Annotated in this window: 15 protein-coding genes and 1 riboswitch; of the genes, 9 read left to right on the top strand and 6 right to left on the bottom strand. The window is 75.5% G+C overall.

Annotated features, from left to right (window positions below; translation table 11 throughout):
• Positions 1-180: 180 nt before the first annotated feature.
• Positions 181-1,080: an endonuclease domain-containing protein gene (locus ACZ6PY_RS11275; RefSeq protein ID WP_466071296.1), complete on the bottom strand. Its 900-nt coding sequence runs from the start codon at positions 1,078-1,080 to the stop codon at positions 181-183.
• Between the two features lie 121 nt (positions 1,081-1,201).
• Positions 1,202-1,312: riboswitch (TPP riboswitch) on the top strand.
• Here ACZ6PY_RS11275 and ACZ6PY_RS11270 point away from each other — a divergent pair.
• From ACZ6PY_RS11270 to thiC, 7 genes are all read left to right on the top strand, one after another.
• Positions 1,307-1,933: a thiamine phosphate synthase gene (locus tag ACZ6PY_RS11270; RefSeq protein WP_466071294.1), complete on the top strand. Its 627-nt coding sequence runs from the start codon at positions 1,307-1,309 to the stop codon at positions 1,931-1,933. Its footprint overlaps the riboswitch before it by 6 nt.
• Positions 1,927-3,015, top strand: a complete 1,089-nt coding sequence (gene thiO, locus ACZ6PY_RS11265; RefSeq protein WP_466071292.1) for a glycine oxidase ThiO — start codon at positions 1,927-1,929, stop codon at positions 3,013-3,015. The genes ACZ6PY_RS11270 and thiO overlap by 7 nt, the downstream gene beginning before the upstream one ends.
• On the top strand, positions 3,006-3,206 hold the full coding sequence (gene thiS / locus ACZ6PY_RS11260) for a sulfur carrier protein ThiS (protein WP_466071290.1): 201 nt from the start codon (positions 3,006-3,008) through the stop codon (positions 3,204-3,206). The genes thiO and thiS overlap by 10 nt, the downstream gene beginning before the upstream one ends.
• 5 nt (positions 3,207-3,211) lie before the next feature.
• A complete protein-coding gene (locus tag ACZ6PY_RS11255) occupies positions 3,212-3,982 on the top strand; it encodes a thiazole synthase (protein ID WP_466071288.1) in 771 nt (256 codons plus the stop codon).
• 44 nt (positions 3,983-4,026) lie between these two features.
• Positions 4,027-4,668 (top strand): thiamine phosphate synthase, encoded by a 642-nt coding sequence (locus ACZ6PY_RS11250; protein WP_466072060.1) that lies wholly within the window; start codon positions 4,027-4,029, stop codon positions 4,666-4,668.
• The gene (gene thiD / locus ACZ6PY_RS11245; protein WP_466071286.1) at positions 4,665-5,453 is read left to right on the top strand and encodes a bifunctional hydroxymethylpyrimidine kinase/phosphomethylpyrimidine kinase; all 789 of its coding nucleotides are present in this window, start codon (positions 4,665-4,667) and stop codon (positions 5,451-5,453) included. The genes ACZ6PY_RS11250 and thiD overlap by 4 nt, the downstream gene beginning before the upstream one ends.
• Before the next feature lie 17 nt (positions 5,454-5,470).
• Complete coding sequence (thiC, locus tag ACZ6PY_RS11240) at positions 5,471-7,063, top strand: phosphomethylpyrimidine synthase ThiC (protein ID WP_466071284.1); 1,593 nt, start codon at positions 5,471-5,473, stop codon at positions 7,061-7,063.
• A 44-nt stretch (positions 7,064-7,107) separates the two neighbouring features.
• Here the strand turns inward: thiC and ACZ6PY_RS11235 are convergent, their stop codons facing one another.
• The 4 genes from ACZ6PY_RS11235 to ACZ6PY_RS11220 form a co-directional block, all read right to left on the bottom strand.
• A complete protein-coding gene (locus tag ACZ6PY_RS11235) occupies positions 7,108-10,578 on the bottom strand; it encodes a DNA polymerase III subunit gamma/tau domain-containing protein (protein WP_466071282.1) in 3,471 nt (1,156 codons plus the stop codon).
• Between the two features lie 75 nt (positions 10,579-10,653).
• Entirely contained in the window at positions 10,654-10,962 is a 309-nt protein-coding gene (locus ACZ6PY_RS11230) for a cupin domain-containing protein (RefSeq protein WP_313724435.1), read from the bottom strand.
• Positions 10,959-11,909: an LLM class F420-dependent oxidoreductase gene (locus ACZ6PY_RS11225; protein ID WP_466071281.1), complete on the bottom strand. Its 951-nt coding sequence runs from the start codon at positions 11,907-11,909 to the stop codon at positions 10,959-10,961. The genes ACZ6PY_RS11230 and ACZ6PY_RS11225 overlap by 4 nt, the downstream gene beginning before the upstream one ends.
• A gap of 2 nt (positions 11,910-11,911) precedes the next feature.
• Entirely contained in the window at positions 11,912-12,697 is a 786-nt protein-coding gene (locus ACZ6PY_RS11220; protein ID WP_466071279.1) for an ABC transporter ATP-binding protein, read from the bottom strand.
• Positions 12,698-12,983: 286 nt separating this feature from the next.
• Here ACZ6PY_RS11220 and ACZ6PY_RS11215 point away from each other — a divergent pair, with 286 nt between their 5' ends.
• Both ACZ6PY_RS11215 and ACZ6PY_RS11210 read left to right on the top strand, forming a co-directional pair.
• Positions 12,984-14,015 carry an ABC transporter substrate-binding protein gene (locus tag ACZ6PY_RS11215; RefSeq protein WP_466071277.1) on the top strand — a complete coding sequence of 344 codons (1,032 nt, stop codon included), beginning with the start codon at positions 12,984-12,986 and terminating at the stop codon, positions 14,013-14,015.
• A gap of 101 nt (positions 14,016-14,116) precedes the next feature.
• The gene (locus ACZ6PY_RS11210) at positions 14,117-14,956 is read left to right on the top strand and encodes an ABC transporter permease (protein WP_466071275.1); all 840 of its coding nucleotides are present in this window, start codon (positions 14,117-14,119) and stop codon (positions 14,954-14,956) included.
• A gap of 52 nt (positions 14,957-15,008) precedes the next feature.
• Here the strand turns inward: ACZ6PY_RS11210 and ACZ6PY_RS11205 are convergent, their stop codons facing one another.
• On the bottom strand, positions 15,009-16,190 hold the full coding sequence (locus ACZ6PY_RS11205) for an ABC transporter substrate-binding protein (protein WP_466071274.1): 1,182 nt from the start codon (positions 16,188-16,190) through the stop codon (positions 15,009-15,011).
• Positions 16,191-16,491 lie beyond the last annotated feature (301 nt).

The following is a 16,491-nucleotide window of genomic DNA, read 5'->3' as shown; positions in this document are numbered from 1 at the left end:
GTCCCGCCGCGCCCCGCCGCGCCCCGCCGCGCCGGGGTGCGGCGGGGCGTGAGTGGAGCGGTATGGAGGTCATCTTGGGGTTTTGACCTCCATGGCGCTCCACCGACGGTGGCGGTGCGGGCGTGGGTGGAAGGCTGTGGAGGTCACGCGGGCGGTTTGAGCTCGGCGGAGGGCACGCGGTCAGCGGGTGGCGCGTTCGCGGAGCGCCTGGCGGACCAGGGTGAGCGTGGCGCGGGGGTGGCGGAGGACGTCGTCGGCGGTGAAGCGGAGGACCAGCCACCCGGCCGCGCGGAGGGCGTTCAGGCGGGCCACGTCCTGGCGGAAGTGGGCGCGTTCCCGGTGGTGGTCGCCGTCGTACTCGACGGCGACGCGGAGCGCGGGCCAGGCCAGGTCGACGCGGGCGATGAAGCGCCCTCGACCGTCGTGCACGTCGTGCTGGGCGCTGAGCGGGCCGAGGCCCGCGTCGAGGAGGAGCAGCCGCAGGCGGGTCTCCATCGGGGATTCGCTCAGCGGTTCCGCCAGCGCCAGCACCTCGCGCAGCACCGCCGCGCCGGGCCAGCCGGGATGCGCCGCCGCGTAGGCGCGCAGGGCGGGCAGCTTCACCACCCGGCGGTGCAGCAACGCCTCGACCGCTACCAGCGCCTCGACCCGCGGCCCCTGCCGGCCGAGGTCGAAGGCGGTTCGCAGCGCCGTGGTGATCGGCAGTCCGGCGAAGCGGGCGCGGTCGGTGTCCGGCAGCACGGAACGGACCTGGTGCACGCGGGGATGCGGCCGGATCCGCGCGGTCCGGGGCAGCAGAACGGTGACCGGCGCGTCCCGGGCGAGCAGGTCGGCGCCCCACAGATACGCCGCGCTGCGCCCGGCGATGGCCGCGGCCGGCAGCCGTAGCGCCACGGCCTCGCACCACATGCGATGGTCCTCCGGGCGGTGGCCGTCGCGGTGCACGTACACGTCCGGCAGGAGGCAGCGCCAGGCGGGTCCCTTCAACATCGCCCAGGTCAGGAGCCCATCGGCGACGGCGGCGCTGCCCCGGAACGGCCGGAAGGACAGCCGGCGGGGGACGTGGGCGGGCGAGGGCATCCGGACAGCATGACGTGAGCGGGAGGTCACGCGCTGTCCCGGCACTCCACCTCGGACGGTCGGTGGGAAATTCCCCACCCGCCCCTTGGCGGATCCGCGCGCACGTCGTACGGTAGGCCCGCAAGTGACCCACGGGAGCCCGGTGCCACCGGGCTGAGAGGGGGGCTGGAAGCCCCCGACCGTCGAACCTGATCCGGGTAATGCCGGCGCAGGGAGGAGAGTTGCCGTGCCGTCCCTGGGACGACTGCATCTGATCACCGACACCCGGCCGGGGCGGCAGCCCCTCGCCGTGCTGCGCGCCGCCCTGCCGGTGGCCCGCGCCGAGCTGGTCGTCCAGGTCCGGGTGGAGGACGACGCCACCGACCGGGAGGCGTACGAGCTGGCCAGCCGGGCGGTCGCGCTGTGCCGGCCGTACGGGGTGACGTGCCTGGTCAACGACCGGCTGCACGTGGCGCTGGCGGTCGGCGCCGCCGGGGGTCACGTCGGCGCGGAGGACCTGCCGGTGGCGGCCGCCCGCCGGGTGCTCGGCGCGGGCGCCGTGCTCGGTGCGACCGCGCGGGAGCCGGGCGGCGCCGCCGCGGCGGTCGCCGCCGGAGCCAGCTACCTGGGCGTGGGCCCCTGTCACGCGACCACCACCAAGTCCGGCCTGCCCGACCCGATCGGCCCGGCCGGGCTGCGCGCGGTGGCCGGTGCCGTCGACGTGCCGGTGATCGCCATCGGCGGGGTGACCGCCGCGTCGGTGCCCGCGTTGCGGGCCGCCGGCGCGTACGGGGTGGCGGTGGTGGGTGCCCTGTCGGCCAGCCCCGATCCCGGCCGCGCGACCGCCGAGCTGATCGAGGCGCTGGCGTGCTGACCCGACCGGACGTCGCCGTCGTGGGGGCGGGACCGGTCGGGCTGGCGATCGCGTGGCGGTGCGCGTCCCGCGGGCTGCGCGTGACCGTCCACGATCCCGCTCCCGGCTCCGGGGCCTCGCACGTCGCCGCCGGGATGCTCTCCCCGGTCGCCGAGGCGTACTTCGGTGAGCACGAGCTGACCGCCCTGCTCGCCGAGTCCGCCGCCCGCTGGCCCCGCTTCGCCGCCGACCTGGCCGAGGCGGCCGGCGCCGACGTCGGCTACCGGGCCGACGGCACCCTGGTGGTCGGGCTCACCGCCGACGACCTGGCCGAGGCGCGGCGGCTCTGGTCGTACCAGCAGGGTCTGGGACTGCCGATCACGCCGCTGCGCCCCTCGGAGCTGCGCGACCGCGAGCCGGCGCTGGCCCCGCGGGTGCGCGGCGGCGCGGTCGCGCCCGGCGACCACCAGGTCGACCCGCGCCGGCTGGTTCCCGCGTTGCGGGCGGCGGCCGAGCGGGCCGGCGCGGTCCTGAGCCCGGCCCGGGTCGGCGCGTTGTCCGAGGTGGACGCCGGGGTCACCGTGGTGGCGGCCGGCTGCGGCGCCGCCGCGCTGACCGGGCTGCCGGTCCGGCCGGTCAAGGGCCAGGTGCTCCGGCTCCGCGCGCCCGGTCGCGGCGCGCCGGACTTCCGGCACGTGATCCGGGGGTACGCCGACGGCGAGTCGGTCTATCTGGTGCCCCGGGACAGCGGCGAGGTGGTGGTCGGGGCGACCGTCGAAGAGCGCGCCGACACCGAGGTGACCGCCGGTGCGGTGCTCCGGCTGCTCCGCGCCGCCGTCGACCTGGTGCCCGAGCTGGCCGAGTACGACCTGGTGGAGGCGACCGCCGGGCTGCGCCCCGGCACGCCGGACAACGCGCCGATCATCGGGCCGCTGCCCGGCCGGCCCGGCGTGCTCGTCGCCACCGGGCACCACCGGCACGGCATCGTGCTCACCCCGGTCACCGCCGACCTGGTCACCGAGCTGATCGTCACCGGCGAGCCGGACCCGCTGCTCGCCCCCTTCACCCCGGACCGGTTCGGGAAGGAGCCCAGGTGGAACTGATCGTCAACGGCGCGGGACGGGACCTGCCCGCCGGCTCGACCGTCGCCGACGTGGTCCGCGAGGTCACCGCCCAGGAACGCGGCCTCGCGGTCGCGGTGAACGGCGAGGTGGTGCCGCGCGGCGGCTGGTCGGCGGCCGTGCTGCGCGACGGCGACCGGGTCGAGGTGCTCAGCGCCGCCCAGGGCGGGTGAGCCGGATGTCCTTCGCGATCGGCGGGGTGGACTTCGGCTCCCGGCTCATCCTCGGCACCGGCGGCGCGGGCAACCTGCACGTGCTGGAGCAGGCCATCCGCGCCTCCGGCACCGAACTGGTCACCCTGGCGCTGCGCCGGGTGGACACCGCGCCGGCCGCCGCCGGTGGCCTGCTCGACCTGCTGGACCGGTGCGGGGTACGCCTGCTGCCGAACACGGCCGGCTGCCACACCGCCTCGGAGGCCGTGAAGGTGGCGCAGCTCGCCCGGGAGGCGTTCGACACCGACTGGGTGAAGCTGGAGGTGATCGGCGACGAGCGCACGCTGCTGCCCGACGGGGTCGAGCTGCTGCGCGCCGCCGAGGAGCTGGTGGCCGACGGGTTCACGGTCCTGCCGTACACCTCGGACGATCCGGTCCTGGCCCGGCGGCTGGCCGACGTGGGCTGCGCGGCCGTGATGCCCGCCGGCGCGCCGATCGGTTCCGGGCTGGGGGTGACCAACCCGCACCACATCCGGCTGATCCGGCAGGGCGTGGACGTGCCGGTGATCCTCGACGCGGGGATCGGCACCGCCTCCGACGCCGCGCTCGCCATGGAGCTGGGCTGCGACGCCGTGCTGCTGGCCAGCGCCGTCACCCGGGCCGCCGACCCGGTGGCGATGGCCAGCGCCATGCGGCACGCCGTCGAGGCGGGGCGGCTGGCGTACGGGGCGGGCCGGATCGCCCGCCGCTTCCACGCGCTCGCCTCCACCCCGGACGAGGGGAGGCCGGACCTGTGACGGCACCCGCCTCCGTCGCTGCCGGCGCGCGGCCGGACCGCCCCGTGCCGTCGGGCGTCGTGCTGCTGACCGACCGGCGGCTTGCGCGGCGGCCGCCGACCGAGGTCGTGGAGGCGGCCGTGGCCGGGGGAGTGCGCTGGGTGGTGCTGCGGGAGAAGGACCTGCCCCGGGCCGAGCGGGCGGCGCTGGCCGCCGAGCTGCGCGCGATCCTCGCCGACGCCGGCGGCAGGCTCATCGTCGCCGGGCCCGACCCGCTCGACGGCGACGCCGTGCACCTGCCGGCCGCCGGCCCGTACCCGCCGCCGGCCGCCGGGCTGGTCGGCCGATCCTGCCACGACGCCACCGAGCTGGCCCGGCTCACCACGGAGGACTACGCGACCCTGTCGCCGGTCTTCCCGACGCGGACGAAACCCGGCTACGGCCCACCCCTGCACCCCGCCGGGCTCCGCGAGCTGATCGCCGCCAGCCCCGTGCCGGTCCTCGCCCTGGGCGGCGTCGAGACCCCGGACCAGGTCCGGCAGTGCGTCGCGGCCGGCGCCGCCGGGGTGGCCGTGCTCGGCGCCCTGATGCGCGCCGAGGACCCCGCCGGGATCGCCGCCACGCTCACGGCGGCCCACGAATTCGCTGGTCGGGCCGGTCACGGGGCGGCCCGACCAGCGCCCACCGCCACCGGGGGAAAGCCATGACGCCGACCACCCTGCTCACGATCGCCGGATCCGATTCGGGCGGCGGCGCCGGCATCCAGGCCGACCTCAAGGTCTTCGCCGCCCTCGGGGCCTACGGCACCAGCGTGATCACCGCGGTCACCGCGCAGAACACCCGGGGCGTCGACGCCGTGCTGCCCCTGCCCCCGCAGACCGTGCGCGACCAGCTCGACAGCGTGCTCGCCGACTTCGCCGTACGCGCCGTGAAGACCGGCATGCTCGGCACTCCCGCCGTCGCCGACGCGGTGGTCGAGGCCGCGAAGGCGGGCCGCCTTCCCCACCTGGTCGTCGACCCGGTGCTCGTCGCCACCAGCGGGCACCGGCTCGGCGTCGTCCCGGCCGTCGAGCGGCTGCTCCCGTACGCCGAGGTGGCGACGCCGAACTGCGCGGAGGCCGCGGCCCTCACCGGACGCCCGGTGACCACGGTCGAGGAGATGGTCGCGGCGGCCGAGGCGCTGGCGGCCGCCGGCCCGGCGCACGTGGTGGTGACCGGCGGCGACGTGGACGCGGCCGGCGAGTCGGTGGACGTGCTGGCCGGCGGCGGCGCGACCACGCTGCTGCGCGCGCCCCGGGTGCCGACCCGGCACCACCACGGCACCGGCTGCTCGTTCTCGGCGGCGATCGCCGTCCGGCTGGCGGCCGGTGACCCGGTGCCGGTCGCCGTGGCCGCCGCCAAGGAGTACGTGGCCCGCGCACTGACCGGCGCGCGGCACTGGGAGCTGGGCGCGGGACACGGCCCGCTGGACCACTTCGGCTGGTCCGCATGAGCGACAGGGAGGCTGTCATGCACGCACGTCGCAAGGTCTGGGTCGAGGGGTCACGTCCGGACATCCGGGTGCCGTTCGCCGAGGTGCCGCTGACCGGGGACAACCCGCCGGTCCGGCTCTACGACACCTCCGGGCCGGGATCCGAGCCCGAGGTGGGGCTGCCGCCACTGCGCGGACCGTGGATCGCGGCGCGCGGGGACGTCGCACCGGTGCGCGGCGCCGGCACCCCGCTGGCCGGCGTGGACGGTCGCCGGCCCACGCAGCTCGCGTACGCCCGGGCCGGGATCGTCACGCCGGAGATGGAGTTCGTGGCGATCCGCGAGGGGGTCGCGCCGGACCTCGTCCGGGACGAGATCGCGGCCGGGCGGGCCGTGCTGCCGCTCAACGTCAACCACCCCGAGTGCGAGCCGGCGATCATCGGCAAGGCGTTCCTGGTCAAGGTCAACGCCAACATCGGCACCTCGGCCGTGACCTCCTCGGTCGCCGAGGAGGTGGAGAAGCTGACCTGGGCCACCCGGTGGGGCGCGGACACCGTGATGGACCTGTCCACCGGCAAGCGGATCCACGAGACCCGCGAGGCGATCGTGCGGAACTCGCCGGTGCCGATCGGCACCGTCCCGATCTACCAGGCGCTGGAGAAGGTCGGCGGCGACCCGGTGAAGCTGAGCTGGGAGGTGTTCCGCGAGACGGTGGTCGAGCAGGCTGAGCAGGGCGTCGACTACATGACGGTGCACGCCGGGGTGCTGCTGCCGTACGTGCCGCTGGCCGTGGACCGGGTCACCGGCATCGTCTCCCGCGGCGGCTCGATCATGGCGGCCTGGTGCCTGGCGCACCACGAGGAGAACTTCCTCTACACCCACTTCGAGGAGCTGTGCGCGCTGCTCGCCCGCTACGACGTGACGTTCTCGCTCGGCGACGGGCTGCGGCCCGGCTCGATCGCGGACGCCAACGACGAGGCGCAGTTCGCCGAGCTGCGCACGCTGGGCGAGCTGACGAAGGTCGCCTGGGCGCACGACGTGCAGGTCATGATCGAGGGCCCCGGCCACGTGCCCATGCACAAGATCAAGGAGAACGTGGACCTCCAGCAGGAGTGGTGCCACGAGGCACCGTTCTACACGCTGGGCCCGCTGACCACCGACATCGCGCCCGCGTACGACCACATCACCTCGGCCATCGGCGCCGCGATGATCGGCATGTTCGGCACCGCCATGCTCTGCTACGTCACCCCGAAGGAGCACCTCGGGCTGCCCGACCGGGACGACGTGAAGGCGGGCGTCATCGCGTACAAGATCGCGGCGCACGCGGCCGACCTGGCCAAGGGCCACCCCGGGGCGCAGGCCTGGGACGACGCGCTCTCCAAGGCCCGGTTCGAGTTCCGCTGGGAGGACCAGTTCAACCTGGCGCTGGACCCGGAGACCGCCCGGTCGTACCACGACGCGACGCTGCCGGCGGAGCCGGCGAAGACCGCGCACTTCTGCTCGATGTGCGGGCCGAAGTTCTGCTCCATGAAGATCACCCAGGAGCTGAAGGACTACGCGGCGCGCGGCATGAAGGACAAGTCCGAGGAGTTCGTGGCCGGCGGCTCGCGGGTCTACCTGCCGCTCGCCTGAGCGCCGCCGGGGGCCGGGCCGCTGCTCGACCCGGCCCCGCGGGCTCAGTCGCGGTGGTGCCGGCCGGTACGCAGCGACCGGGCGTCGTCGGCGTTGTCGTCCGAGGCGAGGCCGGCGACCCAGTCGACGTACTCCTCGTCCTGCGCGGCGAGCGGTTCGGCGTCGCGGTCGGCCTCGCCGGCCTCGGCGCCCTTGCCGCGGTTACGCCGGAACAGGCTGCGCCGGGCCTTGGACTTCCCGCCGGCCGCCTCGGCGCTCGCGCCGGCCCCGGGTTCGTCGGCGTGCCGCCCGCCGGATGCGCCGCCGGTCGCCTCCGGGGCCGGAGCGTCCCAGGCCGGGAGGACCGCGCCGGCCGGGGCCCGGTCGGTGGCACCGGCGGCCTCGGGGCCGGTGGTCTCCGGGCCGGTGGTCTCCGGGAGCCGGCCGGTGGACTCCGCGGCGGGGCCGGCGGTCCCCGGGAGCCGGTCCGTGGTTTCCGGGACCCGGCCGGTGGTGTCGGTGTCTGCCGGGACCGGGCCGCCGGGGGCGGTGGTGTCCGGGGTCCGGCCGGCGGGCGGCGGGGCGGGCGGGCCGGCGGGGCGGGCCTTGGCGAGGGCCTCCCAGCCGGTGCTCCGGCCCAGGTCGGGCAGGGCCCGGTGCCGGGGACGAGGCGCCGGCTCGGGCCGGGCGGGGCCGGCAGCCGGGGTGCCCTCGGCGCCGGCGGCCGGGCCGTCCGGTGCGGCCGGCTCGGTGCCGCCGCGCGGGGTGACCGGCCAGTTCGCGGCGGGCGCGACCGGCCAGGCCGGCCGGACGTCGCCCGGGGTCACGTCCTCGAAGATCGGGATCCTTGGCCGGGGTGACGCCGGAGGCTCGGGCAGGTCGGCCGGCGCCGGCTCCGCGTCGAAGAAGAAGCTCCGCCGCTCGCCGGCGGCCGGCGCGCCGCCGCCGCTCGGGTCGGCCTCCGCCGGGCCCGGCGTCTCCGGCACGTCCGCGGGCCGCGCCGTCCCGGCCGGCTCGGCGCCGGTCGACGGGGTCGGCGCGGTGGTGGCCGGGATGCCGTCGGCTGGCGCGGAGGGGTGGTCGGTTGCGCTTCCGGCCGGCTCGGCCGCGGTGCCGTCCCGCCTGCTTCCGGCTCGCCCGGAGGTGGTCTGCTCCTCCGGCCCCCGGTACCGCTCCCGGGGGTCCTGCTGCTGGCCGTCCGCCGTGGTGCCGGCCGCCGCGGCCGCGGTGGTCGCGGGCGGCTCGGTCAGGGGGGCCGGTGCGGCGGTCGGGGTCGGCTCGGGTGCCTGGTCCGGGGTCGTCCGGGTGGTACGCGGCTTGCGGGTGCGCTTCGCGCGTCCGGCCGGAGCCGGGGCGGGATCACCGGCCCCGGCAGCCGACTTCGTGCCGCCGGCGCCCGCCAGGGTGGCGCCGTCCGCCGGCTGGGCCGCCGACGGCGCGTCGTCCGCCGGTCGCGCCGCCGACGGCGCGTCGTCCGCCGGTCGGGCCCCCGACGGCGCGTCGTCCGCCGGTCGGGCCGCCGACCGGGCGTCGTCAACCGGTCGCGCCGCCGACGGAGCGTCGTCCGCCGGCCGGGCCGGCGGGGGCGTGTCGTCCGCCGAGCGCGGCGTGGGTGTCGAGGAGGCGGCGGCGCGGCTCCGCCTGGGTCGCGTCGTTCGCGTCGGAGCGGACTCCGGCGCCGGCGCGGCGGGGGCGGCTTCGGCCACCTCGGGTTCCGGCGCCGCTTCCGTCCGGTCCAGCGCCGCGCGCGGCGCGACGGCCGGGGCTTCGGTCCGGCCGGTGGCCCTCGTGGCCGACGGGTGCACCGGCTCCGTCGTCGTCGGACCTGGAGGCGTGACCGGTTCCGCCCCGGCGGTCGGTGCCTCGGTCCGGCCGGTGGCCCTCGTGGCCTCGGCGTGCGCTGCCGCCGGATAGGCGGGCTCCGCCGTCGGGGCGGGACGGGTCACCGGCTCCGGCCCGCCCGGCGGGGCCGGGCGGCCGGCGGCGAGCACGTCGATGGCGGAGGTCCGCCGTCCCGGGGGCGGCGAACCGGGCAGCTGCCCGAGGCCGGTGTCGTCGGACGGCCGGTCCGGACGTGGGACGTCCGGGCCCTGGGTCGGTGCGGCCGGCTGGTCGGAACCGTGCCCCTCCCAGGTCACCTCGCGGGGCCCGCCCGGCGCCACGTCCGCCGTCGGGCCGTCCGGGGCCGGGCGCCGCGCGGCGGTGTCGTCGGCCGTGCCGGGCCACGCCGGGGTACCGGGCCCGGTGGCCGGCCGGTCCGCGCCGTGCGCGTCCGGGACCGGACCGGTGGCCGGCCGGTCCGCGCCGTGCGCGTCCGGGACCGGACCGGTGGCCTCGGCGGCGTCGGGGGGAGGTGCCGCGTCGAACCGGTGCCGCATCGAGCCCGGCCGGGTCGCGTCGCGCTCGGCGGCGAAGCCCCGCCCGTGCACCGGTGTCGCCTCGTCCCGGTCCGCCGGCCGGTCGGGGGCGGGGCGACCCTGGGGCCGGCGGGTGAGCCCGGCCGGTACGGGCGCCGGGGTGAGCCCGCCGGCGGCCGGCCAGTCCCAGTGGGCCGGGCTGGGCGCCCCGGCGGGGCGCACGGGCACCGGGGCGGCGGGAGCCGGATCGGCCGGGTCGGGGGTGGCCGGCGACGGCGGCAGGGCCTGGAGGATGTCGGTCGGTTCGATGGCGCCGGGCTCGTCCGCGGTCACCGGCCGGGGCAGCACCGTGGTGGCGGTCGAGCCGAGCGCTCCGGCGGCGACCGCGATGAGCGCGCCGTAGTAGGGCGCGAGCTGGTAGCGGTCGGCCGCGGTGCCGGGGCCGGCGGTCAGGTAGGCGAAGGCCAGCAGGACCGGGCCGGCCGCCCCGGCGGCGCCGCCGACCAGCGGCAGGTAGCCGGCCCGGCGGGCCAGCGCGCCGACCGCCGCGCCGGCCAGCAGGGCCAGGGTGGGCAGCAGCAGCATGGCCAGGCGCTCGGCCGCGGCCGGATCCAGCCAGGACGGTTCGAGGACGCCGAGACGTACGGTGGGCAGCGGGCCGGCCGACGTGACCGACGGCGCCACGGAGATCAGGGCGAGCAGCCAGACGGCCGCGGCGGTGAGCGCGATGCTCCAGCCGAACGGTGGCTTGAGCAGCACGGCGATCGCCGCGCCCGCACCGACCACCGCGCCGAGGATGGCGCAGATGCCGACCGCCCACACCGGGTCGACGGTGCCGCCCAGCTCGGCGGCGCGGGCCGGCTGCATGCAGAGCGGGGCGACCACGATCGCGCCCAGCCCGCTGACGCCGGCGATGGAGAGCAGCTCGGTGGTGCCGACCGGGGCGGAGTCCCGGCGGGCGAGGCGGTCGGTGAGGACGGCCCCGGCGACCGTGGCGACCGCCGCGAACCAGCCGACCCAGGCGAGCTGGGCGGGCCACCGGTTCACCGAGTCGTCGACGAACGCGCCGTCGAGGCGTACGGCGCCGAAGCCGTACGCGATGCCCAGCTGGCCGGCCCCGGCCAGCACGCTCACGCCGAGCGCCGTGAGCAGCAGCCTGCCCCACGTCCGAAAGGCCATGTCGGGCACGTTACGGCCCGGTGCACCCGATCGCCACCTTGCCACCCGTGGCGCGGCGAGATGGCGCCGGCGTGGCTACTTCAGCTCGACCAGCCGGGCCAGGTACGTGGTGTCGCCGACGTTGGTCAGCATGTGGACGGCGCCGGGGTCGCGGTAGACCACCCCGCCGGTCGGCTCGTCGGCGTCGATGGTGGTGCCGTCGATGGTCTGCACCACGTTCTTCGCGCCCTGGATCGCCACCACCAGGTACGGGTGGTCGTGCCGGTGCAGCGGCTGCCGCTCGCCCGGCTCCAGCCGGATGTGCCAGACGCGTACCCGGTCGTTCTCGAAGACGATCTCCTGGCCCACCGGGCCGAGTTCGAGGTCGGCGGAGAGGTCGGTCATCGTGGTCCGTCCAGTTGGGGGAGCACCTCGGCGGCGATGAGCTCCACGTGGTCGAGGTCGTCGAAGTCGATCAGCCGCAGGTGCACCCGGGTGGCCCCGATGGCGGCGAACTCGCCGAGCCGGTCGACGAGCTGGGCGGGGGAGCCGACCACCGGGTCCTCCGGCGGGAGCGCGCTCTTGACGTGCAGCGGCGCGGCCCGGCGCTGCGCCTCCGCGTCGGTGCGCCCGACGGCCACCACGATCCCGGCGGAGAGCACGAGCGGCGCCCGCCCCGACGCGGCGCGGCCGGTCCGGTCGCACGCCTCACGGACCCGCTCGTACGCAGCGGCCGTCTCGGCGACGGTCTTGAACGGCATGTTGAACTCGTCGGCGTACCGGGCGGCCAGTTCCGGGGTGCGCTTCGGGCCCCGGCCACCGACGATCACCGGCGGGCCGGGCTGCTGCACCGGCTTGGGCAGGGCGGGCGCGTCGACCAGCCGGTAGTGGTCCCCGGTGAAGCTGTAGGTCTCGCCGAGCGGGGTGCGCCACAGCCCGGTGACGATCTCCAGCTGTTCGGCCAGCCGGTCGAACCGCTCGGTGACGGCCGGGAACGGGATGCCGTAGGCGGTGTGTTCGCGCTCGAACCAGCCGGCGCCGATGCCCAGCTCGATCCGGCCGCCGCTCATCTGGTCGACCTGGGCGACCATCACGGCCAGCGGCCCGGGCAGCCGGAAGGTGGCCGAGGTGACCAGGGTGCCGAGCCGGATCCGGGAGGTCTCCCGGGCCAGCGCGGCCAGCGTGAGCCAGGCGTCGGTGGGGCCGGGCAGCCCGGGCTCGTCGCCCATGGCGCGGTAGTGGTCGGCCCGGAAGAAGCCCTCGAAGCCGGTCTCCTCGACCAGCCGGGCGAACCGCAGCTGGTCGTCGTAGCTGGCCCCGCGGTGCGGCTCGGTGAAGACGGACACCCGCATGCTCAGAGTCCTCCCGCGACGACGCCCTCGGTGGCGTCGCGCTCCATCAGCAGTTCGTGCAGCTCGGCGCTGATCCGGGCCACCTCGGCCAGGTGCGCGTGGCGGCCCAGGGTGCGGGGCCGGGGCACGGCCACCTCGACCACCTCGCGGATCCGGCCGGGGCGCGGGCTGAGCACGACGACCCGGTCGGCGAGCAGCACCGCCTCGTCGATCGAGTGGGTGACGAAGACGATGGTGGCCTTCGTCTCCATGTGCACCCGCTGGAGTTCGCCGGAGAGCTCCTCGCGGGTGAGCGCGTCGAGCGCGGAGAAGGGCTCGTCCATGAGCATCACCCGGGGCTCGCCGATCAGTGACCGGCAGAGCGAGACCCGCTGCTGCATGCCGCCGGAGAGCTCGTGCGGGAGGCGCTTCTCGAAGCCGCTCAGCCCGGCCATCTCCAGCAGCTCGCGGGCCCGGTCGCGGTGCTTGGCCCGGCTCCAGCCGAAGATCTCCACCGGCAGCAGGACGTTGTCGAGCACGGTGCGCCAGGGCAGCAGCGCGGGTCGCTGGAACAGCATGGCGACGTCCTGGCGGGGCTTCGTGATCGGCGTGCCGGCCACGGTGATCTCGCCCTCGGTGACCGGGAGGAGGCCGGCGACCATGCGCAGCAGGGTGGACTTGCCGCAGCCGGAGCGGCCGAGAACGGCCACGAACTCGCCGTCGGCGACGTCGAGGTCGATGCCGCGCAGCGCCTCGACCCGCCCCGAGCGGCCGTCGAAGGTGCGGGACACCCCGGACAGTCGGATCATCTCCCGCCGGCTCCCTTCCCCAGTCGCGATCGCGAGCCGGGCTAGCGTAGCGGGAGGCCGTCCCTATAGCACCATCCAGGGTGGACGTCAGTCTCCTTTCCGTCAGGCAACTTCGTTTCCGTTCCGCAACCCGTACGCCCGCCGGACGTCATCGGCCTTCTCGTACGCTGTTGCGCGCGAAGAGTCCCCTCACGACGGTCCCGTCGGCGCCCCCTCCTGCCGACACCGTCGGACCCACGACCCGACCGGGCGAACATGCCCTGGTCGGAAAGGACATGGTGCACTGATGAGAAGGCTGACCCGTACGGTCGCCGCCGCCGCGCTGGCCACCGCCCTCGCCCTCGTCGGCGGTTGCAGCAGCGACTCGGACAAGTCGGAGGACGCCAAGGGCGGCAACGGCGCGGCGCTGGAGAAGGTGACCTACCTCACCTCGTTCGGCAACTTCGGCCGTGACTCCTACGCCTGGGTGGCGAAGGAGAAGGGCTTCTTCAAGGAGGCCGGCTTCGACGTCGACATCAAGCCCGGACAGGGCACCGGATCGGTCATCCAGACCATCACCGGCGGCCAGGCCGACTTCGGCCCGATCGACCTGACCGGCGGCATCCTCCAGCTCGGCAACGGACAGGCCAAGGACTTCATCGCCGTGGCGGCGATCCAGCAGCGCACCATGGCCGCCATCGTCTCGGTCGAGGGTAAGAACATCGCCACCCCGAAGGATCTCGAGGGCAAGAAGCTCGCCGACACGCCCACCTCGGTCGTGCGCAACCTCTTCCCGACGTACGCCCGGCTGGCCGGCATCGACGGCAGCAAGGTGACCTGGGTCAACGGTGAGGCGCAGGGCCTGATCGGCATGCTCGGCTCGGGCGCGGTCGACGGCATCGGCCAGTTCGTGGTCGGCCAGCCCACCGTCGAGGCGGTGGCCAAGAAGAAGCCGGTGGTGCTGCCCTACAGCAACGTGATGCAGGACCTCTACGGCAACGTGCTGATCACCTCCAGCAAGATCGCCAAGGAGAAGCCGGAGATGGTCAAGCGCTTCACCGCGGCGCTGCTCAAGGGCCTGGAATACTCGCTGGCCCACCCGGACGAGGCGGGCGAGCTCCTGAAGAAGAACGTGCCGGCCGCCAACCCGGCCGCGGGCGCCGCCGAGCTCCAGCTGATGGCCGCGTACGTCCGCTCCAGCAACTCCGGCACCGCGATCGGCACGCTGGACAGCGGCCGGGTCGCCAAGAGCATCGCCCTGCTCCAGGGCGCGGGCGCGCTCAAGCAGAACCTCACCCCCGACCAGATCATCGACTTCAACCTCGCGCCGAAGGCCTGACCGGTCGGCTCGGGCAACGGGGGTGCGGCCCGCCGGGACTCCCGGCGGGGCGCACCCCCTTCGCGTGCCGGTCGTCGGGCCGGCCGAGAGAGGAGGACACGTTGACGCAGTTGACCGGGGCCCGTGCCGAGGCGGCAGCGCCGGCGGAGCCCGTCGTCGCTCCGCGCCGGCTCGCCGTACGCCCGGCGGCGGTGGGCCTGCCGGCGCTCGGGCTGGTCATCGCGGTGGCCGCCTGGTGGCTGATCACGTCGGGGCTGCACCTGGTCCACCCGGTCGCGCTGCCGCCGCCGCAGGCGGTGTGGCGCTCGCTGGTCGCCGCCACCGACGTGCTGCTGCCGGCGCTGGGCATCACGACCTGGACGACCCTGCTCGGCTTCCTGCTCTCGACGCTCGCCGGGGTGCTGATCGGGATGGCGCTGGCCGCCTCCAGCCGGGTGGAGCGGATGTTCGCCCCGCTGCTGGTGGCCGTCAACGCGGTCCCGAAGATCGCCTTCGGGCCGCTGCTGGTGGTCGCGGTGGGCTGGGGGCAGAAGCCCATCCTGACCATGGTGTTCCTGCTGTGTTTCTTCCCGATCGTGCTCTCCACGGCGACCGGGTTGACCACCACTCCCGCGGACCTGGCCGAGCTGGGCCGCTCGCTGAACGCGTCCTGGTGGCAGGCGTTCCGGAAGGTCCGCCTGCCGGCCGCGCTGCCGCAGATCTTCGTCGGGCTGAAGGTGGCCATGCCGCTGGCCGCGATCGGCGCGGTCATCGGGGAGTTCTACTCGGACCGGCCGGGGCTGGGCTACCAGATCCTCCAGTACAACGGCGTCGGCGACACGGCGACGGCGTGGGCGGCGATCGTGCTGGTGGCGGTGATGAGCATCGTGCTCTACTCGGCCCTCAGCCTGGTCGAGCGCCTGGCGTTGCCGTGGGTCCGCGCCACCACCTCGGCCCGCTGACCGCTGCTCCCGGCAGGAAGCGTCTCCGCCTCCTGCCGGGAAGCCGTCGCGACTAGCCGGCCAGTCGCCAGCGGCCGCCGCGGGCGACGAGCGTGGTGAGCGCCTGGGGCATGAGGCCGGAGTGGTTGTCCGGGGTCATCCGGATCGGTCCGGAGAGGCCGTCGAGCTGCGCGGTCTCCAGGACCTCGCGCAGGGCGCCCCGGTCCACCTGGCCGGGCTCGCCGCCGGCCCGCAGTTCGGCGTCGGCGATGAGCTGGACGGCGTCGGCGGCGAACGAGGAGAAGCCGTTGTAGCCGCCGAACCGTGCGGTGTACTCCTGGAACCACTGCCGCCGGGCGGCCTTGGCCGGGGTGGTGGCGATGACGTCGTCGATCACCATCGTCTGCGTGAAGATCAGCGTGGTCCGCTCGGTGGACCGGGCGGAGGCGCCCAGGAAGAGGTCACCGGCCGCCGAGGCGTCGAAGAAGAGGGCACCCGTGTAGCGGTTCTGCCGGGCGGTGGCGGCCGCCAGGGACGCCTGCTCCGGCGGGGTCCAGACGACCATGGCCTCGGGCTTCTTGGCGGTCAGGTTGCCGATCTGGGTGCTGACCTCCGTGTCGGTGGTCCGCACCGACTCGGCGCGGGTCAGCTTGATGCCGGCCTTGTCGAACTCGCCGTTCAACGCGGCCAGCCCCTCCTCGCCGTACTTGTCGGCGCTGTGCAGCACGGCCACCTTGCGGATGTCGCGGCGGATCAGCTCGGTGGTGAGGGCGGCGGCGCTGTCGGCCGCATTCGGCGCCAGCTTGAAGACATAGCGGCGTTCGGCGACGGGTTCCGTGACCTCCCCGGAGGAGGCGAGCGCGATGGTGGGAATGCGCTTCTCGCCGATCGTGCGGACGGCACCGATCGCGCATTCGTTGCAGCCGCCCATGATGATGGCGCTGACCCGCGAGTCAGCGCTGAAATCGTTGATGTTGCGCAACGATTCCGCGGCGTCGGAGCGGTTGTCCTTCACCTTCAGTTCGATCTTCCGGCCACCCAGCGCGCCGGAGGAGTTCAACTGCTGGACCTTCAGTTCCAGGGCCCGCTGGTAGACCTTGCCGATCGACGCGGAGGCGCCGGACAGTTCGAGGTCCGCGGCGATCACGATCGGACTGGTGTCCTGCGGTTCCTCGCCGATCCCGCAGCCGGTGAGCGTGGTGGCCAGCACGGCCGATGCGAGCACCGCGATGCTCGCGGAGCGGATGGGGCTCAACTCAGTCCTCCAGGTGCGGCGCGGGCCAGCGCCCGACCACCGCCGCTCGTCCGTCCTCAGTGGAGGATCGGGATTGGTGTGCCGTACGGTGTGCGCGAAGCCTGCAAAACCTTGCCAATGCCGGGCCCTGTGGTCAAGCGCGGATGCCGGGAGTCGTTTCGGGACAGCCGTCCCACATGCTGGGGACACGGAACGTTAACCGACAATTACTGCGCAGATGCATCCGACCACTCTGGAGTGACATGCCCTGTTCAGGGGGCTGGAGAAAAGAAGGTATTAGGTGATCGGATCACGGGTTGCG

Source organism: Micromonospora sp. NPDC048907 (assembly GCF_055586885.1).
Note: the sequence above shows the minus strand (reverse complement) of the source record. Positions and strands in the feature narration are given on the sequence as shown.